Genomic DNA, 20,584 nt, shown 5'->3' with positions numbered 1-20,584 from the left:
CGTCTGTTATGGCATCCCCGCCGAGTGACTCAATGCCGCCCTTGCAGAGAGGCGCGACGTTCGACCGCCCGCACCGCGGGAAAGTCGGCGGCGAAGCCGCGCAACAGTTGCAGTGTCTCGTCGACGGGGCGACCCGTGGTCGCTGTGTCGATCGCGCCGTACAAGCGCTCTTCCACTTGCGCTACCTCGGCGGCGAGCCGGCGTCCGGCGGATGTGAGGCCGAGGGTGATCTGGCGTCGGTCGACGGAGCCGGCCTGCTTATCGATCAGGTCCATAGCGACGAGTCGGTCGACCAGTCGGCTCGGGCTGCCACCGGTCTCGCAAACCAGCAGGTCGCCGAGCCCGGTCAAAGTCAGCGGCTCATGGTCGGCGAGTACGCGCAGGACCTCGGCCTGGGATGGAGTCAGTCCCAGTGGTCGTAACTCGGAGGACAGTTTTCGGTTTCCCTCCCGCTGAATGGCGAGGATGAGATAGCGCAGTTCCTCAGCCGGCCGCACGGGTTTGCACCTGCCGAGCGCCGTTGAATGAGCGGGTGGACGTCATGGGCTACCACTTTAGATGTCGTGTAACGGGCTGACGCGGTTCATCGGTGGCTGGCTGCTGAGCTCCTCGTCACGGAGGAACGCGGCGATGGCGTTCGCGTAGGTATGCGGGTGGGAGAAGCGGAACATGTGGCCGGTGCGTTCCAGGATGACTTCTCTGGCGTCCGGGATGCCCTCCCGTAACACTGTCGCCGCCGCTTCGCCGATCAGGACGTCATGCGAGGGCGTGAGGATGAGCGTGGGCACCGCCACCTGCCCGAGCTCGCCTGTGTAGTCGGCATTGAGCGCGGCGATCGTCCGGGCGCCGAAGGATCGGGCGGAGGTGTTGTCCAGGAACAGGTTCCGGCTGTCGGCCTTGCTCCATGGGATCTGTCCCTCGTGATCGTGCGGCGAGGCCAGATTGTGGGCGTGAGCGCGCAGGGTCACCTGACGGTAGAGAGTGCCGCGCGTCCGCCCCATGGCGCGCATCGCGGTTTTCAGGACGGGCGAAGAGATCGGATTGGCGGCGAATCCGCCCGACAACACCAGGCCTTTCAGCCCGCGCGGTCGGCGCACCGCCAGCGCCAGCGCGATATTCGCGCCGAAGGAATCGCCGATAAGTACGAACTCCTTCAGATCCGCGACCACTTCGGCCACGGCATCGGCATAGGTCTCCATATCGGCGACGGCTTCGGGGAGGCGCATTGTGCGCATGGGATGGGCGGCCAGTGGCGTGAGTTGCTCGATATCCCACGGGGCGCCGGAGAAGCAGGGAATAAGGACGAGAGTCGGTTCGGTCATGTATTTAGATTACACGACATGTATGTTGTGTAATCTAAGCAGTGACGCAGGTCACGTCGATGTCAAGGGTGGGCGCGTGCGGGGCGCGGGGTGGTGGGGTGGGACGATTGCCGCGTGCCTGCTGTCCGTCGTCTTCCCGTCGTGGCGGATCTGACGTTGGTCACGGCCGGGGCGATGACGGCCAATGTGGCGGGATATCTGCTGCAGATGCTGGCCAGCCGCTGGTTGGGGGTCACCGGATACAGCGAATTCGCCAGTCTGCTCGCGGTGCAGCTGTTGTGTGCGGTGCCCGCGCTGGCATTGCAGAACGTGGTGGCCAGGGAACTGGTGCGCGGTGCGAGCGTCGCGGTGCTGCGCGGGTTGCAGTGGCGGTGTGCGGTGATCGTCGCGGTAGTCGCCGCCGTGCTGGTACCGGTTGTGACGACGGCACTGGATGTCGGCGTACTCGCCAGTGCGGCCGCCCTCGGCGCGGCACCTGCCCTCGTCCTGCTATCCGGTGAACAGGGAATCTCGCAGGGCAGCAGGCGGTTCCGAGCGCTGGCCGTAGTTCTGGGCGCGGCCGGGGTAGCGCGTGTCGTCCCGGCGTTGGTGGTCCTCGCAGCGGGTGGCGGCACAGCTCCCGCATTGTGGGCCGCCGCGATAGGAATCGTCGTCGCGGCCGCGTTCGCCCGCGCCACTGCGGGCTCGCCCCCCGCACGCGTTCGCGCCCCCGCGACGCAAGGGGCGCCGGACGCTACTTCCCAAGGGCCGGCGGGTGACACCGAAGGACCGATGCCCGGATTCGCGGTCGAAGGACCGACCCGTGGAGCTGCGACCGGAGCTCGAGATGACCGCCGGACCGGCGGCGAGCGGCCGCCATCTCCGGGATGTGATGTTTTCGAGGATGAGGCCGCGCGATCTCGGTGTGATGCGGCGGACCCTGCGGCTGAGCAATCGCCGCTCGGGCGTGCGGCCGAGGGAAGTGCTCGCGGGATATCGGACGAGGCCGCACCGAGTGTGCGTTCGGTCGGAGTGTTGCCGGTGTTGCGGGCGGCGCAGGTGCAGGCGGCGTTGATGGCATTGTCGTCGGCGGATTTGATCGTCGCGCGGATCGTCTTGGACGAGGCGGATGCGAGCCGGTACGCGCTCGGTGCGATCGCGGCGAAGATCGCGTTCTGGCTGCCGCAGGCCGTAGGAGTCGTGCTGTATCCGCGGATGGCGCAGCCGACGCATTCGGCGCGGGCGATCCGGGATGCACTGGCTGTGCTGTCGGGTATCGGGATCGTGGCGGTATCGGGCGCTGCCTTGTCGGCACCGGTCGCACCTCTGTTCGCGGGACAGGATTACGCGCCGATCCAAGGCCTGCTGTGGTTGTTCGCCCTGCAAGGAGCCATACTCGCGGTGCTGCAGGGTGCATTGCTTTCGGCGATCGCGGTGGACCGCACCGCCCTCGCCGCGGTGACCTGGCTCGGTCTGCTGGTCGAGGTGGTCCTCATGACCTGCTTCGCCCGCTCGGTACCGACGCTGATCACCACCGCTGTCGGTGTCGCGGCGGCTACCACCATGCTCGTGGCGGTGATCGTATTGCGTACCGCCGACCGCTCCGGGACCGCCGAACGTATCTGACCGAGGCACATCCGACCCGGGCTGGTCGACAGAACACCCATCGCGCAGCCGGCCGCTCACCTAGCATCACCAGCATGATCACCGCTGTGCACACACTGGTCTACGCGGAGGATCCGGACGCGGCCCGCGCCTTCTTCCGTGACGTTCTCGGCTGGCCGAATGTCGACGCCCACGGCGGCTGGCTCATATTCGGGACGGGGCCCAGCGAGCTCGGGGTGCATCCCGCGGATGGGCCGCCGCGCCATGAGATTTCGTTGATATGCGATGACATCGAGCAGACAATGGCGGAATTGGGCGGGCGTGGGGCGCAATTCGTGGGTGAGATCGCCGAGCGGAGTTTCGGGCGCTGCGTCGATATGAAGATTCCCGGCGCGGGCGTGATGCTGCTTTATCAGCCGTCGCATCCCGTGGCCTACCAGTCGGCGCCCTGAATCAACTCTGGCCGAAACGAACTCGGCTCCCCGACATAACGTCGGGGAGCCGAATAGGGGAACTAACTGTCAGAGATTCTTCTGGATCCTGATCTGCTCGGTCGGAGCGTCATCCCCGCCACGACGCGGCCCACGCCGACCCACGCCGGCCGGGGCGGACTCGCCGCGGATACCCAGGAAGACACCGGCGACCACGGCGATGACACCGAGCACACCGAGCACGATCGGCATGATCCGGCCGTACAGCGACAGCTTGTCGATGTTCTCCTTGGCCACCGAGATCTGCGATTCGATGGTGTTCTCGTCGAAGACGAGGTGCGACTTCAGCGCGGTGACGTCGGGGTGGTCGCCGCTGCGCGCGTAGTACAGGTGGATCTGCTCGCCGCCCTTGACCACGGTGCCGGTCTGCGGCTCGATCCACAGGTCACGGGTGTCGGTGTAGAAGCGGGTCATGGTGACCGGGTCGTCGCCCTCGAGGCCCCACTTCGAGGCGGGCAGGCTCAGCTTGTTGGACGGCGACTGGATCACGTCCCACAAGTTGGTCACCGGCACCGACATCTGGAAGTGGTAGACCTTCATATTGTTGATCTCGGACTCTTCGATGAACTTGGCGTCGTAGGACTTACGCGCGTTGACATCGAAGTACGGGTAGTTCTTCTTCTCGGTGCCGATCGGGAAGCGGTACTGCAGACCGGTGTGCTGGACCGGGTCCGCGATGCTCTGCATGTCCTTGTTCACCGTGACGGCGATGGAGCCGTTGGGGTCCTTGGCCACCGGCTCGCCGGACTTGCGGTCGATGGTGACCCGGTCGATGGTCGCGGTGAGCAGGCCGGTGTCGCCCTGCTTATCGATGCGACGCAGGGTCTGACCGGCCTGGACGGTCATCTCGGTGGCGTCGGAGGGCTCCTCGACCGTAAGGAACCGCTGAGAGATCAGCGGCACATTGGTGTCGACCTTGGCCGCGCCTTCCGGTGCGGTGAGCGATTTGGAGTCCAGGACCAGGCTGTCCTCGCCGGGCTGGTTGGTGGCGATGGTGGTGATCTCGAGATCGAGTGGAGTTTTCGCCAGTTTGCTGACGGTGTAGGTCGGGATCATCACCGCGGCGACGATCAACAACGCGCCCAGACCCACGAGCAGGCAGGCCACCGTCCTTCTGGTTCCGGCACTCAGTGCCATGCAAACTCTCCTCGTCGTAGAACACAGGTCTGTACGGCGAGTACTGCGGGCGCGCCGCGGCACTCGTGAGCCCCGACACTAACAGCCCGATGTCGTACCATGCGCTGCCGAGGCCGATTCGACCCAGAAATCGCCCGAGTCTAGCGCGAAATCTGAAACGGTGGGTTACCAGCTAGTAGTGGATCCGGCAGACTGGAGTTCGATGACCGCAACCCTACCCGCACCGACTACCGACGCACCCACGCGCACACGCGGTTTCGTGCCCGCCTTGGAAGGTATGCGCGGCATGGCCGCACTCGGCGTGCTGCTGACCCACGTCGCATTCCAGACCGGCGCCGCGAATGCGCCTGTGCTGGGGCGGATTTGGGAACGGTTCGATATGGCGGTCGCGGTGTTCTTCGCGCTGTCGGGATTCCTGCTGTGGCGTCCGCACGCGCAGGTGGCGCGCGGACTGGGGACCGCGCCGACGGTCGGCTATTACCTCCGGCATCGGGCGGCGCGCATTCTGCCCGCGTATTGGGCTGTGGTCGTCGCGGTGCTGATCCTGGTTCCGAGTGCGGCCGATACCGCTGGCCTGCGGGTATGGGTATCGAATCTGGCGTTGACGCAGGTCTTCGTGCCGCTCACGCTCACCGACGGGCTCACCCAGATGTGGAGTCTGTCGGTCGAGGTGGCCTTCTATGTTGTGCTGCCGCTGCTGGCATTCGCGGCGGTGCGACTGCGTGGCGATGCCGCGCGCTGGCGCATCCCCGCGATCCTCGCGCTCGCGGTGCTGAGCCTGGGCTGGAACTTCATTCCGGTGCCGACTCCGGACGCCATTCACGCCGACAATTGGCTGCCCGGATATCTGCCGTGGTTCGCGGGCGGCATGTTGCTCGCCGAGCTCGTCGATAATAGGGATCTGCTATCGCCGAGACTTCGGGTGCTCGCCAATCAGCCGGTGATGTGGAGCATCGCGGTGGTCGCCTTCCTGGTCTCGGCCACCGATCTGGGCGGTCCCGCCGGGCTGACGCGGGCCGAGCCATGGCAGTACGCGGCGAAGATGGGTTTCGGCGCGATCATCGGTTTCGCGCTGCTCGCCCCGCTGGTGCTGCGCCCGCCCGGTGCCCGTCCACATCGCTGGTTGGAATCCGGGGTCGCCGCGATGATCGGCCGCTGGTCCTACGGCATCTTCCTCTGGCATCTCGCGGTGCTCTCGGTGGTCTTCCCGATTTTCGGAATCCTGCCGTTCGGTGGCAATTTCGTAAAGGTGCTCATCCTGACGGTCGCGATCACCCTCCCGATCGCCGCGGCCAGCTATGCACTCATCGAGGAACCGGCGCGCCGGTTCGCACGTGACCGCGATCGTGCCAAGGCCGCGCGCTCGGCTACGGCCGATGCGACCGTGCCGGAAGCGCGCGACGAGACGGTTGGCTGACCGATTCGGCCCTGCGGCAAGTGAATTGCTCACGCTCGGTGCCTGTGCGGGGGTGGCGGCAGGGCTCTGCGTCGCGAGATCGGGCGTTTGTGGGAACGATCAGCCGTCGAGCTGGCGACGGATGTCGAGCAGATGGTGCCGCAGCTCGTGCAGGGTGTGCAGAGCGAGCCAATGCAGTGCACGTTCCTGGCGCTCGGGGAAGGTGAATATGAGCGTCCGGTCCCAGTCCGCGGGTGCCAACCGGTCGAGGACATTGCCGAAGAGCAGGGCCGCATCCTCGAGTTGCCTGGCGACATCCGAGGGGCGCTGATCGGCATATCCGTCGTGTTCGACGCGTTCGTCGCGCCCCATCGGCTCGGGTTCCGGTGTATCGACCCGGCGGGCGAGCAGCACCCGTTCTCGTTGTGCGAGCAGCACATCCCGCACATGGCACGCATATTCCAGTGGTGACCACACCCCCGGCGCGCGGCGCTGCCGCAGGCCACGGTCGTCACCGGCGAGCAGTTCCGCGTATTCCGCCGCATGCACCCCGGTCAGCGCCGACACCTCGGGAACCAAGGCCGGGTCGTACTCGAATCCGCACTCCGCGCAGTCCGTCACCGGTCGAGACTATTCCCTCAGCGACGTTCACGTCGGGCGGGTAGGGCGGCAATGCCGACGGCGATCACGGCGAGCAGTGCGGGTACTTGTACCCATAGCGAGCCGCCCATGTATCCGCCTGCGGCACGCCATGGCCCGGTGGACAGGGCTGCCGCCGCGGCGGCGGTGCCGAGGCCCGCGACGGCGGTGAGGACATTCGGCGTCACCCGTGCGGAGAACCGAGTGGCGGCGAGCGCGAGCACGGTCAGCGCCGTGCCGATCGGTCCGGCGATAACTGTTGCGACAGCGGCGATTCCGAGTGCGCCGAGAATGCGATTGCCCCAGGTGGTCGGGGACGACGCGCCGCCAGTGGTTTGCTCGACCGCCCGCACATCGGAGTCGGCGCGGCCGCGCGTACCTGGTGGATTTCGAATGGCGTCGGTGCCCGCGGGTGAATTCGGCTCCGGGCCGAGGGTTGCCGGGATCCGATGCTTGCGTGGGATGGCGATCAGGATCAGCGGGATGAGCAGGAGCAGGCCACCGAAGATGCTGAGGCGGTACCAGCGGTCGATGGGGAATGAGACGGTGATGGGCTTCGATCCGGCGACGTAGTCGTCCGGGAGCAGCCAGCCTTGCTGCCAGCCGTTGACCACGACCGGCTCGAGCACGTCGCCGTCGGCAGTGCGCGCCTGCCAGCCGACATTGGTGCTCAGTGGCAGGACGAGGAGCTGTCCCGGTGTCGTGGGTGCGGCGGCAGGGTCGAAATCGGTGCGGTTCAGGCGAAGTCGGTCGACGAAGAACAGCTCCGTCGGCGCGACTGTGACATCCGCGCGCCCTGCGGACAATGCGATCGTGTCGGTGGATTCGGTGCCAGCCGCATCCGGTGTGCGAGCCGCACCCGGGTCATCACCGAGTGCGGGGTCGGCTGCACCGAGACGGACAGTCCCTGCGAGTTCGGGCGGAAGTTCCGAATCCGCGCACACACGAGCGGGAACCGGTGCACCAGAACGCAATTCATCAGCGGTCGCGGTGACAGACGTATGCACGAAACGCCCACCGAGCGCAATCGTCGGCCCCTGCGCACACGGGACGGTGATCAGCCGATCCCCCGGGGCGGGCGCGGGGTAATCGGGACCGAGCACCGATACCTCGGCGAGACCGGGCGGCTGCGTCTGGGCGAACCCGAGGGCGGTGCGGTCGAGTACCGGCTTCCAGGTCTGGATGCTCAGTTCGATGCGGTCGGTCACGGTGGGCTGCAATGAGACTCGGGTCGATCCGTCCGGTTCGATCTCGCGAACCTGTGGGCCGTTGCCGAGATTTACGACTATCGAAACAGGTGCGGCGGGCAGCTCGCCGAGCGACGGTGTCACGTCCAGCCCCGTCACCAGTGCCGGTTCGGGCAATTCCAGCGTGAGAGTCGGTTTGCCGCCCGTCAGATTTCTGACCGAATCCTCCGGCGCGGTCCAACTCGTGCGCGGATCCCCATCGGTCGCGGCGAAAGCAGAACCGCGTAGGTCACCGACATCGGCCTTACCTCGGGCAACGGGATGCGTATGGTCGGTGAGCAGCGCTTCGAGCGCCGGACCCTGGCGAGTCCGCACGGTCAACTGCGGTGTCACACGCACGGGCTCCGGTACCGAAAGGGTCCGTTCGAACGTACCGGGCTCCTCCGGTGCCAGCGCGAGTCCCTTACTGCACCGCACCCGGTCCGGCGCATCGAAACACGCACTGCGCCCGGGGAATTCCTGTCCGAGATCCCAGCCGCGCACCTGCGCGCCCGCCGGAGTGGGCGGCAGCACGGTCCGATGCCGAATGTCGACCCGCACGGGCGCGCTGCGGTCGGTGTAGTCGTCCAGTGTCAGCTCGCTGACCCCGAATTGCCCACCGCGCGTACCGTCCTCGGTGCGGATGGCGGTGATGGTGAGCCAGTCCGTCTTGCCCGCTGGCAGCGAAATCGATACCGGCATACCGGGTTCGGGGATGCGCGCGGACACGCTCCCGTTCGCGGTCCGGACCTCGACCCACTTCACCGGATCGCCGATCGCGGCCGCGCTGGTGGTCAATTGCAGAAGTCCGGAGCTGATCGGATGGTCGAGATCGAGCCGAAGCCATTGCCCCAGTGAGTGTTCGGCGCCGTTGCTGATCCACGCGGTCGACGGATCGCCGTCCACAACAGCGGCGGTCGAGCTGCCGGGCGCGGATCCGCCCAGCTGCGTGGCGTCGGCGGCGGAGCTCGATGCGGTGACCGTCGCCCCCGACCATTCCCCGCGCACCAAGTCCGCACCGGGAACCGGATAGTCGGGCACCAGGTTGTGGGTGCGGCGCGCATCGTCGGGAGCGCGCAGCGCCGAATTGTGATTGTCCACCCGACCGAAGTCGGCCTCCCGGTCCATCGGCGTATCCGTTACGGTCAACGGTCCGATCGGCAGTCCCGCCGCAGCCGCATCGGATGCGAGAAGTGTCGGCGCGGTCGTGGCATCACGGCGCATCCGTTCGAGCACTTCGGGACCGCCCTGAACCGTCCCGGCCGAAGTCATGGGCACCGTGTAGGCGCCGGGGAATGATGTCGGCGCGCCTGTGCCGCTGCGAATTTCGATCGGAGTGCCCGCGGGTGATGCGTCGACGCGATAGATCTCGACCGCCGGATACGCGGGCCGCAGATCACCATCGGCGACCAGACCATCGGGTCTGGCAGTCTCGATCGGGTTGCCGAATTCGGCGACCTTGTGCAATCCCGGCGAAGCGTCGATCGCCTGATGCGCCAACATCGGCCTGGTCGAACGCGATGTCTCCGGATCGAGATCGTTGCGCAACACCAGAATTCCGATGCCCTGTTCGGCCAGTGTCGCGGCGAGTCCGGTTGACGGCCTGCCGTCGGCGATCAACCGCTGCACCGAATCCATGGCCCGGATGGTGCCCGGCGGATTCAGCGGCACCGCATCCCGGATCGCCCACGGCGTGCTCGCCAGCGCCTGCAGCGGTTCGTCGCGGGTCAGCCCCCACACCTGACTGCCGAAGGGCGCCCCCGGCACGACCAGCGCTCGGGTATCGGAGGCATGGTGGGACAACCACTGCGCCGTCTGCTTCCAGTACCCGGGCACTTCGTCGTAGGCGCCGCGTGGTGCGAGCTTCCCGGTCCAGGCCAGTGAGGTGGACAGCGCGAGCGCGGTGAGGATCAAGGCGGCGACGGCGACCGACTTGTCGCGTTCGGGATGTGCGAAGGCGTTGCGCCACACCGGCATCGGGACGGATGCCGGCAATGGCACCCGGCCCAGCAGATGAGCCAGGCCCAGCACCAACGGAATTCGGATCAGCGGTTCCAGCTTGTGCACATTGCGCAGCGGCGCGCCCCCGGCATCCAGGAATACCCGGACCGAATCGGCGAACGGCCCGCTCAATTCGCCGACGAATCCGGCGCAGATCCCGACCAGCCCGACCAGCAGGATCAGTGCGAGCCGCCCGCGATACGGCATGGACCGCATCGCCAATCCGGCCATACCGGCGGCCGCGAGCAGTCCGGTGGCCAGCACCGCGGCCGGTTGGGTCACCAGCACCGCGCCCGCGATTCGCTCCGGCGAGACGAACGGCGTCCAACTGTCGGTGCCGCGCAGTACCTCCCCGAGGGACGCCCACTGGGTGGTCACCCCCGAGGATTCGATGTAGTCCAGGAACGGCGGACTCACCTTGCCCAGCAACAGCAACGGCACCGCCCACCAGAAGGTGGCCAGCACCAGCAGCGGAATCCAGGCCCGGGTGAACCGCCGCCAGCGCCGGTCCGGACGATACGACGCCCACCACAGCAGCGCGGGCAGAAATGCGGCGACCGTCGCCACCGCGTTCACCGCCCCCATCAACGCCAATGCCAGCGCACTACCGGCGGGCGAGGCCGCACCGCCGCGCCGATTCCGGTAGGCGGTGCCGAGGGCGGCGGGCGCGAGCAGCACCCACGGCGCGAGCACCATCGGCAGCGTCTCCGAGGAGATCGAACCGAGCGTGGTCAGCACCCGCGGTGCCAGCGCGAATGCGGCCGCCGCCACGATCCGTGACCCGCGCGAGCCGATGCCGAGCGTTTCGCAGAGTCGAACGATGCCCCAGAATCCGGCGAGCAGCAGCAACGCCCACCAGATCCGCTGCGTCACCCACGCGGGCAGTCCGAGCACATGTCCGGCCGAGAAGAACGCGCCGTGTGGAAAGAAGTATCCGTAGGCCTGGTTCTGCACCTGCCCCATCGGGGCCTGACTGCTCCACAGATGGGCGGCGCGTTCGAGGAAACCCAGCGGATTCTGCGTCAGGTCGTATTTGGTGTCGGCGACCGTCAGACCGGGCGCCTGGAGAAAGGTGAGCAGGAATGCCGCGACCACGGTCCCGACGAACCAGTCTCTGCCCAGCGGGGCGCTGTCGTGTTGACGTGCCGCGCCGGAGGAACCGAGCGAATCGGTCGATGAAGCAGCGGGCTGTGTCGAATCTGCGGCGCTCACCGGCCCTCCGTGATTACGCGGGCTGCCGCCTACGGGCCTATCGCCCGCACCGCGGGGGATCAGCGGCTGCCGTACTCAACGTTGTTGAGTAGCGACGAGGTGGAGTCGGTGCGCTCGATATCGGGCCGCGTGTTCTGCTGCACTGCCATCGTGATGACGAACACCGCGATCACGCCCAACACGGCGCCCGCGACCGCACTCGCAACACCAGGGACAGCAAACTTCATCGCGGCACTCCAATACATCGATGCAGGCACATTCTGGGCCAACCTAGCAGGGCCGCGCGCGATCACCTACGTTCAGGCCACCGATAGCCGAAGCGAATAGCGGGGCGCGGGTCGCTCAGCTCGGGATGGCGCAGTGCAAACTGCCGAGCAATGTCCGCAGCTTGGCCGTGGTCTCGTCCAACTCGGCATGCGGATCCGAAGCGGCCACGATGCCGCCGCCCGCGAAGGCGCGGATCGAGCGGCCGTCGGCGGCGATTTCCGCGCTGCGAATCGCGACCACCCATTCGCCGTCACCGTGCGCATCGCACCAGCCGACCGCGCCGCCGTAGAAGCCGCGCTCCTCTTCTATGTGCGTGATCGTGTCGAGGGCGAGATCGGTCGGCGTGCCACAGACCGCGGGGGTGGGGTGCAGCCGGATCGCCAGGTCGAGCGCGGTCGTCGCGGGATCGCGCAGGCGGCCGGTGATCGGGGTGGCCAGATGCCAGACCTCATGGGTATTGATCAGCTGCGGGCCGTCCGGAATGGTGAGTTCCGCGCAGACCGGCGCGAGCACCTCACGAATCCAGTCGATGACGAAAGCATGCTCATCGCGATTCTTGGTGCTGGCCAACAACTCTCGTGCCTGCGCGGCATCGGCGTCCGGATCGGCGAGGCGCGGCAGCGTCCCCGCGAGCGGATGCAGCGTGACGGTCGTGCCGTGCCGTGCGACCAGCACCTCGGGGGTGGCGCCGACCAGTGTCGCACCCGGCCGACCGGCGGCCGTCAGGTCGACCGCGAAAACATTCGCATGCGGATGCCTGGTCAGCAGATGTCCCGCGACCAATTCCGGTTCCAGCGCGCCGTCGGCCTCGGCCAGCACCGATCGAGCGGCCACGACCTTGCGCAACGGCTGTGCCGGATCGTTCAGCTGCTCGACCAATTTCGTCACGCGTGCGACATGCTCTGCGGGACTTGGTATTTCGGTGATGATCCGAACGGCGGGCAGGTCAGGCAGCGCCGCCGGCCGCCACGGCCCGACCGTGTGTTGCGCCTGCTCGGGAACGCACAGCGCGGCAGAATTCCGGGGATCGAACGGCAGGGCCCCGACGATCAGCTCGGCGGTCCCTTCCCGCAGCGCCGCCACCGCTCGCGCCGCCTCGTCGAAGGCGACCCGGGTCCCCGACGCGCGGATCACCCCACCGGGCTGAGCGAGCAAGAAACCGTTCATGATCCCTCGACCCTAACCCCGCAAACCGGGAGCAGAGCCCCTGAGCGATCCAAATCTCAGCGACGCGGTTCCCTACCGGGCGGCACCATGAGCACCGGACGGTGGCAATGTTTGAGGACGGCGTCCGCGACGCTGCTGTGCATCAGCGCTCGAATGCCGGTGGCGCCGCGCGTACCTGCCACGATGATGTCGACGTCCAGGTCGTCGGCGGTTTCGACAATCGCGTTCCAGATCGTCGACGTGCATTCCGCCGTGCGCGCCTCGGCGTTCAGACCGGCGAGTTTGGCCAGGCGGACGCCCTCGATATTGATATTGCGGGCATCGACGTAGGCGACATCCTCGATCTCCTCGTCGGGAACCCATTCCGGCTGCATCACGCCGGAGAGTCCGGACAGCCGAGCGGCCTGGCGCACCATCGGTTCCCAGGCGGTGAGCACCACCGCTCTGTTCGCGGCGAGGAACCGACCGGCGTATTCGATGGCCCGCTTGGCATTTTCGGAACCGTCGTAGGCAATGAGCATGAGATCGCACGGCACGATGACCTCCAGTCGGGAGTCATATGGCTACGCCACAACATTACTCCGGACAACCGCGTCCCGAGGTATTGCCGCGCGCGGATAATCTGCTGCGGGAACGGATTGAACGGCGAATAACCGACCGGGCGACACGGACCAGGAGCGGATATGCCCGATGCGAACGAACTGGTGTTCTTCGGCAGGCACGAGATCGACCCGCGGACGCTGCTGTTCTATGAATGGCGGCAGCGGCTCGAATCGGGCCATCCGGTAGCCGAGTTCGAATCCGAGGTGCGTGCATTGATCGCCGCCGTACATGCCGAACCGGCCGAATGCTGGTCGGTTTTCGATCGACTCGAAAACACCCGACGCGATCTCGACTGGCCTTATGACGAATCCGAAACCGCGGCACCGCGGTCGGTAATGCGGCCGGTCGGGCCGATACCCGAGCTGTTCGAGCGGATCCATGGCGGTTGGCTCGGGCGCTGTGTCGGCTGCACGCTCGGTAAGCCGCTGGAAAACGGATTCGTCTGGACGCCCGCGCGAATCCGCGGCTATCTCGAGCGGGCCGATGCCTATCCGCTGACCGACTATGTGCCCGCATTATTGCCGCCGTCACCGGAATATCCATTGAATCCGACCTGGCCGGTATCGGTGCATGGTCGCATCGACGGCGCACCGCGCGATGACGATGTCGATTACACCGTGCTGGGATTGCATCTATTGGAGACGTGCGGAACGAATTTCACACAATCCGATGTCGCGGACGCCTGGTTGGCGCATCTGCCATTTCTGCAGACCTACACGGCGGAGCGGGTCGCTTACCGCAATCTGATCGCCGGACGGAAACCACCGCAGGTGGCCAGGTATCGAAATCCATACCGCGAGTGGATAGGCGCGATGATCCGCGCGGATATCTACGGCTATGTCAACCCGGGTAATCCGGGCCGCGCCGCCGAACTGGCCGCCCGCGATGCGGGGCTCTCCCATACCGGCAACGGTGTGTACGCCGCGATGTGGGCGGCCGCGCTGGTGGCCGCGGCCTTCACCGCCGACGGTATTTCGGATGCGCTTTCGGTTGCCCAACAATGCATTCCGGAACGTTCGAGGTTGCACGTCGCGGTCGCCGAAGTGATCACCGACTATGACAGCGGCATGCCATGGGAGCAGGCCCTCGCGGCCGTTCACCGTCGCCACGACCACTACAACTGGGTGCACGCCATTCCGAACGCCTGCCTCGTCACCGCCGGATTGCTCTGGGGCGCAGGTGATTTCACCCGCAGCATCGCGCTCACCGTGCAGGGTGGTTGCGATACCGACTCCAATGGAGCGACCGCGGGTTCGGTGGCCGGAATCCGCGTCGGCGACCATGGCATCCCACCCCACTGGACCGACCCGTTCCACGACCGACTGCACAGCGCGGTCTTCGGCCATGACGGCAGCCGGATCTCCGAGCTGGCCCGACGAACACAGCGACTGGCCACTAGCCGTACCTGAGTCGAACCGGCCGGACCGTGCCGATTACCGTTGACTCTCATGCGGAAGACGCCTCTCGTCCTGCTCGCAATCCTGGCCGCCGTCGCGACGGCGTGCTCGAACGGTGACTCCGGCCCCGCGCCGTCGAAATCCGCGACTCCCGCCGCGACGGTCGGTTCCCCGGCTCCCGCCGGCACCACCGCCAAAGGCGACTGCGGTGCCGACTACCTCGCGAAACTCACCCTGCGCGAGAAACTGGGGCAACTGCTGACGGTCGGTGTCACCGATGCCGACGATGCCACTGATGTGGTGCGCAATTCTCAGGTCGGCGGCATTTTCGTCGGCGGCTGGACCGATAAGTCGCTGCTGGCCGACGGGCTGATCAAACAGGTCAAGTCCGCGGCCAAGGTGCCGCTGCTGGTGACCATCGATGAGGAGGGCGGCCGGGTCTCCCGGGTCAAGGATCTGATCGGTCCGGCCCCGTCGGCGCGAGTGACCGCGCAGACCATGACCGCCGAGCAGTTCCACGACGCCACCGTGACCCGCGGCCGCGCGCTGAAGGATCTGGGCGTCACGGTGGACTTCGCCCCGGACGTCGATGTGAGCAGTCAGCCCGACGACTCCGTCATCGGTGACCGGTCCTTCTCCGACGATCCCGCGGTGGTCACCGAATACGCCGACGCCTACATCCGCGCCATGAACGAGATCGGCGTCGGCACGGTGATGAAGCACTTCCCCGGCCACGGTTCCGGCTCGGGCGATTCGCACACCGGCGCCGTCCGCACCCCGCCGTTGTCGCAGCTGCAGACTGTCGATCTGCTGCCGTTCCGCAATCTGGTCGACTCCGGTGCCGCTGTCATGGTCGGTCACCTCGACGTACCCGGCCTGACCACCCCCGATGTCCCCGCCAGCATCAGCCCGCAGGCGATGGCGCTGTTGCGCGATGGGACCGGTTACGGCGCGGCCCCGTTCAAGGGTCCGATCTTCACCGACGACCTCGGCGGCATGGCCGCTATCACCAGCCGGATGAGCATCGAGGACGCGGTCGAGGCGGCGCTGGTAGCCGGTGCCGACAATGCCCTGTGGATCACCACCGATGCGGTGCCGCGGGTGCTGGATCGTCTCGAGCAGGCGGTATCGAGTGGACGCCTGCCCGCCGACCGCGTCGACGCGTCGGTGCTGCGGATGGCTCGATACAAGGGCGCGCTGCCGTCCTGCTGATTTGCCCGTCGTATGTTGTACAGCCGCCTTATCGCCGGACGCCCGTAGTATTCCTCTGCTGGACAGCTGAACAGCTGCGCCCGCGAATCCAAGGACATCGCGGTCCGAAGGATGGGAACCGAGTGCCGATAGTTCGCCGAACTTACGAACACGCAATCCGACCCGCCGAACTTACCTTGGAGTAATATAAGAGATCGACCATGCGGTAGGAGAGTGATGGCGGGCGGAACGAAGCGACTTCCTCGGGCGGTTCGTGAGCAGCAGATGCTCGACGCCGCGGTCGAGGTGTTCTCGCGTAAGGGGTTCCACGACACCTCGATGGACGCCATCGCCGCCGAGGCGAAAATCTCCAAGCCGATGCTGTACCTCTACTACGGCTCCAAGGACGAATTGTTCCGCGCCTGCATCCAGCGCGAGGGACTGCGCTTCATCGAATCGGTGGCGCCCGCGGGCAATCCGCAACTTTCCCCGCACGAACAGGTGCGCACGGCACTCGAGGGTTTCCTCGGATTCGTCGACCGCAATCGCAACTCATGGCAGGTGCTCTACCGCCAGGCGATCGGCCAGCAGGCCTTCGCCTCGGAAATCGAAAACGCCCGCGAACGCGTCATCGAACTGACCGCCAAACTTCTGGAATCCAGCGCCAAGCACGCCGAGCCCGGCACCAACTTCGACGTCGTCGCGGTGGCCGTCATCGGCGCGGGCGAGGCCATCGCCGACCGGGTGGCCAGCGGCCGCATCGAAGTCTCCGAGGCGGTCGACCTGCTGGACGATCTGGCCTGGCGCGGCCTCGCGGGGCGCAAGAAGGCGGAGTAGCTCACCGGGCCGACCGCCGCTCCGGAGTACGCGCCGCTGCCCAGCGCGCGATTGTCGTGGCGGCGCAACTCTATTCGCGGCTGTCCATCTCGTATAGAAGTGACGGGGCCACGCGCAGGCTGTGCACACGGGTGGGCCGTCACTCCGCTTGCGGCGGCGTTAACGGGCTGCCACAGTGCGGGAGATCAAGAGAGTGGACCGGCGTGTGGGTCGGGGAACGGGGTGGAATTGTTCGGGATGTTGCGGCCGTGTTCGCATGGGGCCGAGAAGTACGGGATCGATGCGAGCACGTGGCGTACACATATGTGTGGGCTGTGTTTGGGGCTGCGCGATGGACATGGGCAGTTGGCGCGGGCGGCGACCAATACCGATGCGATCGTCCTGAGCGTGCTGACCGAGGCACAGATGTCCGGCTCGGTGGGACGGAGCACGGCCGGGCCGTGCGCGCTGCGGGGGATGCGGCGGGCCGAGGTGGCGAGTGCGGATTCGCCGGGCGTACTGCTGGCCGCGACCGCGTCACTGTTGCTGGGATCGGCCAAGATTCGCGATCACGTCCACGATGGTGACGGTTCCGTACTCACCCGGCGTCCGATGACGAAGGTTTCGAGCCGCTGGGCCGACCGCGCGCGCTCACAGGCGTCGCTGATCGGCCTCGATGTGGAACCGCTTGTCGCCGCGATCAACTCGCAGGCGGAGTTGGAGGCTCTTGCCTCGGCGAGTGCGATTCCGTCGGCTGCCGCCGAACCATTCGCTTCCCGGTTACATGAGCCCGGCGTTGTCGCGTCGCCTCCCGTATCTCTCGATGAGTTGACCGCACCAACTCAGATCTGCGGCGCGGAATTCTTCGCGCACACCGCGGTGCTGGCCGACCGCCCGGACAACGTCGCCGCTTTGCGCGAGGCGGGCAGGCATTTCGGGCGGATAGCGCATCTCGCCGATGCCATCGAGGACTTCGACGACGACCGCACCCGCGGCCGCTTCAACCCGCTCGCCGCAACCGGAACCACCATGCCGGAGGCCTACGACCTACTGCGGCAATCGGATTCGCACCTGCGCAAGGCGGTCGCGGAGGCGAAACTGGACCAGGTCCCCACGATCCGCTGGATGCTGATCGACCCGCTGCACGCCCTGGTGCGCAGAGTCGGCCGCGGCCTCGGCGCAACCGCCAACGCCTGCAGTACATCTCGGCACACCCCGACGATGCAGTATCCGATGCCGCCGGGAACGGGATTCGAGAGGCCGCCGCGGCGGCCCGGCATCGGCGAGGCGCTGGCATTGGTCCTCGGCGTCTACTGCACCGGCTACGCCTGCTGCGCCGACCACACCAACCCGTGCGACGGCACGCGCAAGGACGCCTGGATCAAGAACTGCGACTGCGGCGATTGCTGTGACTGCGGTGAATGCTGCGATGGATGTAACTGCTGCGATTGCGACGGCTGCTGCTGCGACGGTTGCGGCTGCGACTGCTGAGCCCGCCGCCGGTGAGGCTTACCGATGCCGGGCCCGCTGGTCGTGCCGCACACCGTTTCGCCCGGCGATTTCCACGCGCGAAGCGCGGCTCGACCCGCTCCGAGCCGTCCTTGTCGATGGCGCGCACGTGTTATCGCGGCGCCCGCTGATCGGCCGGGCGATTCCGTGCGCGGGAGGCGGGCTCGTGCGCTGCGGTCCGGAAACACCGAAGCCGCACCCCGCTCGAGGGTGCGGCTTCGGCGGAAATCAGCGCAGGGTGGCCGTCAGGTGCGGGTACCCCTTCTTCGGGTGCAGCAGCGCCAGATCCCAACCGCCGTCGACCTTGTCGGCATACACATTCACCGTTGACGGCAGCAGAATCGGTTTACCGAATTTGACCGCGTAGCTGGCCTTCTCAGGAATCCGCCCCTCGACATTGGCGAGGATATTCGCGGCCGACCACATGCCGTGCGCGATCGGCTTCGGGAAGCCGAATGCCTTGGCGCCCAATGCCGAGGTGTGAATCGGGTTGTGGTCACCGGAGGCGGCCGCATACCGGGTGATCGTCTTCTGATCCACCCGAACGGTCCGCATCGGCGGCGGCGGAACCTCTTCCGGCTTCGGCTCGGCCTTCGGTTCGCCCGAGAGCGAGGTGCGCTGCTGGTGCAGGAAGGTGGTGACCTGACGCCACACCAGCTCCCGGCCGACATTCACCTCGGTGACCGCATCCACCAGCAGCCCCTTCGGGTGCTCGCGCAGATTCTCGATATGCGTGCTGAAGTCCAGCGGCTCGCTCACCGAGATCTCGCGACCGCGCTCGATCAGATTCTGCGCGTGCACCGCACCCACCGCGACGAACGGAAAGTCGCGTGCCACAACGAGTTGCATCGCCAGCGGGAAGCTGAGGATGAACGGGTAGGTCAGCGGCAGCGAGTCGCCGAACCGCAGTCCGGTCGCCCGGCAGTACGCGGCCAGGTGATCTGGGTCGACGCGCAGGCCCTGCAACCGGATGACGCGGTCGGGCAGCGTCGATTTGCGCGCCGAGACCAGTGGCACCGGTACCGCGCCGAGCGCGGCCTTGACGAAAAGGCTGCTGTTCTTCGGAGGTTCGGTGAGCGTGATCGTCTCGGTCATCATGCTCCGATCAGGCTCTGACCGCAGACCCGAACCACATTGCCGCTCACCGCATTCGACGCCGGGCTGGCGAAGTAGGCGATGGTCTCGGCGACGTCGACGGTCTGTCCGCCCTGCAGCAGCGAGCTCATCAGCCGACCGGCCTCGCGGGTGGCCAGCGGAATGGCCGCGGTCATGGCGGTTTCGATGAAACCGGGCGCGACGGCGTTGATGGTGATGCCCTTCTCGGCCAGCTTCGGCGCCTCGGCGTTGACCATGCCGATGACACCGGCCTTGGACGCGCCGTAGTTGGTCTGGCCGCGGTTACCCGCGATGCCCGCGATGGAGGATACGTCGATCACCCGACCGCCCTCCTTCAGCGCGCCACGGGCCACCAGGCCCTCGGTAATGCGGTGCGGTGCGGCCAGATTCACATTGATGACCGAATTCCACCTGCCCTCGTCCATATTCGCGAGCAGCTTGTCGCGGGTGATACCGGCGTTGTGCACGATGATATCGATGCCGCCGAAGCGCTCGGTGGCGAATTCGGCCAACTTCTCCGCGGCATCGGGCGCGGTCACGTCCAGCGCGAGCGCGGTGCCGCCGACCTTGTTCGCGGTGGCCGACAGGGCCTCACCAGCGGCCGGGATATCGGCGACGATCACGGTCGCGCCGTCGCGGGCGAATACCTCGGCGATGGTCGCGCCGATGCCACGGGCCGCGCCGGTGACCACGGCGACCTTGCCGTCGAGCGGCTTATCCCATGCGGCCGGGGCCACCGCGTCGGCCGCGCCGACCCGGATGACCTGACCGTCGACGAAGGCCGACTTGGCCGAAAGCAGGAAGCGCAGGGTGGATTCCAGGCCGGACGCGGTGGCGGAGGCCTCCGGGTGCAGGTAGACCAGCTGGGCGGTGGCGCCGCGCAGCAGTTCCTTGGCGACGCTGCGAGTGAAGCCCTCGAGCGCGCGCTGGGCGATCTGCTCGTCCACGCCCGCGGTCAGCTCTGGGGTGGTGCCGATGACGACGATGCGACCGGATGCCGCGACGCTGCGCATGGCGGGCTGGAAGAATTCGAACAGCTGCGAGAGATCCTCGACCGTGCCGATGCCGGTCGCGTCGAATACCAGCGCGCCGTACTTCTGACCCGAGGCGGGCGCGTCGGCGAAGGTGTAATCCGAAAGCAGGGTGCGTACCGGTTCGGCGACCCGGCCCTTGCCGCCGAGCAGCACCGGGCCGGGCAGCGGCGGCTCACCGGCCTGGTACCGGCGCAGGTTCGCCGGCTGCGGCAGGCCGAGCTTGCTTGCCAGGAACTGGCCGGGAGCGGAGTGTACGAACGATCCGTAGAGGTTGGGAGCACCCTTGCTCTTGCTGGCTGCCACTGTTTCTCCCTTTTCTCGTGTGTCGTGGTTTCGGCCCGCCGGTGGCTGCGTTGCCGAATGGTCTGCGCGCATGCCCCGGCGCGAATTTTCGCAGACTCGCGGGGTACGGTGTCGACAACAAACTTACTCCAGAGTAAGTTTAAAGTAAACCAACCGCGACGGGGCGTCGATCT

Annotated in this window: 17 protein-coding genes; 7 read left to right on the top strand and 10 right to left on the bottom strand. The window is 66.9% G+C overall.

Annotated elements, in window-relative coordinates:
• Nucleotides 1-29 precede the first annotated feature (29 nt).
• Together ACQP1T_RS37390 and ACQP1T_RS37385 are read right to left on the bottom strand one after the other, a co-directional pair.
• On the bottom strand, nucleotides 30-497 hold the full coding sequence (locus ACQP1T_RS37390) for a MarR family winged helix-turn-helix transcriptional regulator (RefSeq protein ID WP_433757665.1): 468 nt from the start codon (nucleotides 495-497) through the stop codon (nucleotides 30-32).
• A gap of 57 nt (nucleotides 498-554) precedes the next feature.
• Complete coding sequence (locus ACQP1T_RS37385; RefSeq protein ID WP_433757664.1) at nucleotides 555-1,322, bottom strand: alpha/beta fold hydrolase; 768 nt, start codon at nucleotides 1,320-1,322, stop codon at nucleotides 555-557.
• Nucleotides 1,323-1,463: 141 nt separating this feature from the next.
• Between ACQP1T_RS37385 and ACQP1T_RS37380 the strand changes: the two genes are divergently transcribed.
• Both ACQP1T_RS37380 and ACQP1T_RS37375 read left to right on the top strand, forming a co-directional pair.
• The gene (locus tag ACQP1T_RS37380; RefSeq protein WP_433757663.1) at nucleotides 1,464-2,927 is read left to right on the top strand and encodes a polysaccharide biosynthesis protein; all 1,464 of its coding nucleotides are present in this window, start codon (nucleotides 1,464-1,466) and stop codon (nucleotides 2,925-2,927) included.
• A 74-nt stretch (nucleotides 2,928-3,001) separates the two neighbouring features.
• Nucleotides 3,002-3,358 (top strand): VOC family protein, encoded by a 357-nt coding sequence (locus tag ACQP1T_RS37375; protein WP_433757662.1) that lies wholly within the window; start codon nucleotides 3,002-3,004, stop codon nucleotides 3,356-3,358.
• Nucleotides 3,359-3,427: 69 nt separating this feature from the next.
• On the opposite strand, the gene ACQP1T_RS37370 is transcribed toward ACQP1T_RS37375, so the two are convergent.
• The gene (locus tag ACQP1T_RS37370; RefSeq protein ID WP_433757661.1) at nucleotides 3,428-4,534 is read right to left on the bottom strand and encodes a DUF3068 domain-containing protein; all 1,107 of its coding nucleotides are present in this window, start codon (nucleotides 4,532-4,534) and stop codon (nucleotides 3,428-3,430) included.
• A gap of 202 nt (nucleotides 4,535-4,736) precedes the next feature.
• Between ACQP1T_RS37370 and ACQP1T_RS37365 the strand changes: the two genes are divergently transcribed.
• A complete protein-coding gene (locus ACQP1T_RS37365) occupies nucleotides 4,737-5,951 on the top strand; it encodes an acyltransferase family protein (RefSeq protein WP_433757660.1) in 1,215 nt (404 codons plus the stop codon).
• A 99-nt stretch (nucleotides 5,952-6,050) separates the two neighbouring features.
• Here the strand turns inward: ACQP1T_RS37365 and ACQP1T_RS37360 are convergent, their stop codons facing one another.
• From ACQP1T_RS37360 to ACQP1T_RS37340, 5 genes are all read right to left on the bottom strand, one after another.
• Nucleotides 6,051-6,551, bottom strand: a complete 501-nt coding sequence (locus tag ACQP1T_RS37360) for a DinB family protein (protein WP_433757659.1) — start codon at nucleotides 6,549-6,551, stop codon at nucleotides 6,051-6,053.
• Nucleotides 6,552-6,568: 17 nt separating this feature from the next.
• A complete protein-coding gene (locus ACQP1T_RS37355) occupies nucleotides 6,569-11,008 on the bottom strand; it encodes an alpha-(1->3)-arabinofuranosyltransferase domain-containing protein (RefSeq protein ID WP_433757658.1) in 4,440 nt (1,479 codons plus the stop codon).
• A gap of 59 nt (nucleotides 11,009-11,067) precedes the next feature.
• Nucleotides 11,068-11,235, bottom strand: coding sequence for a DUF2613 domain-containing protein (locus tag ACQP1T_RS37350; protein ID WP_327095051.1), 168 nt, complete (start codon nucleotides 11,233-11,235; stop codon nucleotides 11,068-11,070).
• Between the two features lie 115 nt (nucleotides 11,236-11,350).
• Nucleotides 11,351-12,442, bottom strand: coding sequence for an isochorismate synthase (locus ACQP1T_RS37345; protein ID WP_433757657.1), 1,092 nt, complete (start codon nucleotides 12,440-12,442; stop codon nucleotides 11,351-11,353).
• Between the two features lie 56 nt (nucleotides 12,443-12,498).
• Nucleotides 12,499-12,978 (bottom strand): universal stress protein, encoded by a 480-nt coding sequence (locus ACQP1T_RS37340; RefSeq protein WP_387286659.1) that lies wholly within the window; start codon nucleotides 12,976-12,978, stop codon nucleotides 12,499-12,501.
• Nucleotides 12,979-13,125: 147 nt separating this feature from the next.
• Between ACQP1T_RS37340 and ACQP1T_RS37335 the strand changes: the two genes are divergently transcribed.
• The 4 genes from ACQP1T_RS37335 (at nucleotide 13,126) to ACQP1T_RS37320 (ending at nucleotide 17,940) form a co-directional block, all read left to right on the top strand.
• On the top strand, nucleotides 13,126-14,454 hold the full coding sequence (locus ACQP1T_RS37335) for an ADP-ribosylglycohydrolase family protein (RefSeq protein WP_433757656.1): 1,329 nt from the start codon (nucleotides 13,126-13,128) through the stop codon (nucleotides 14,452-14,454).
• Between the two features lie 39 nt (nucleotides 14,455-14,493).
• On the top strand, nucleotides 14,494-15,654 hold the full coding sequence (locus ACQP1T_RS37330; RefSeq protein WP_433757655.1) for a glycoside hydrolase family 3 N-terminal domain-containing protein: 1,161 nt from the start codon (nucleotides 14,494-14,496) through the stop codon (nucleotides 15,652-15,654).
• Nucleotides 15,655-15,870: 216 nt separating this feature from the next.
• Entirely contained in the window at nucleotides 15,871-16,470 is a 600-nt protein-coding gene (locus ACQP1T_RS37325; RefSeq protein WP_062992537.1) for a TetR/AcrR family transcriptional regulator, read from the top strand.
• Between the two features lie 222 nt (nucleotides 16,471-16,692).
• Entirely contained in the window at nucleotides 16,693-17,940 is a 1,248-nt protein-coding gene (locus ACQP1T_RS37320) for a DUF5685 family protein (protein WP_433757654.1), read from the top strand.
• Between the two features lie 246 nt (nucleotides 17,941-18,186).
• Here the strand turns inward: ACQP1T_RS37320 and ACQP1T_RS37315 are convergent, their stop codons facing one another.
• Both ACQP1T_RS37315 and ACQP1T_RS37310 read right to left on the bottom strand, forming a co-directional pair.
• On the bottom strand, nucleotides 18,187-19,053 hold the full coding sequence (locus tag ACQP1T_RS37315) for a MaoC family dehydratase (RefSeq protein WP_433762520.1): 867 nt from the start codon (nucleotides 19,051-19,053) through the stop codon (nucleotides 18,187-18,189).
• Entirely contained in the window at nucleotides 19,053-20,411 is a 1,359-nt protein-coding gene (locus tag ACQP1T_RS37310; protein WP_433757653.1) for a 3-oxoacyl-ACP reductase, read from the bottom strand. Before ACQP1T_RS37310 ends, ACQP1T_RS37315 begins: the two co-directional genes overlap by 1 nt.
• Between the last annotated feature and the right edge of the window lie 173 nt (nucleotides 20,412-20,584).

It is taken from the genome of Nocardia sp. CA-135398, assembly GCF_050955845.1.
In the GTDB taxonomy this organism is placed as follows: domain Bacteria; phylum Actinomycetota; class Actinomycetes; order Mycobacteriales; family Mycobacteriaceae; genus Nocardia.
The sequence above is the reverse complement of the archived record's forward strand: the minus strand, read 5'-3'. Positions and strand labels throughout refer to the sequence as shown.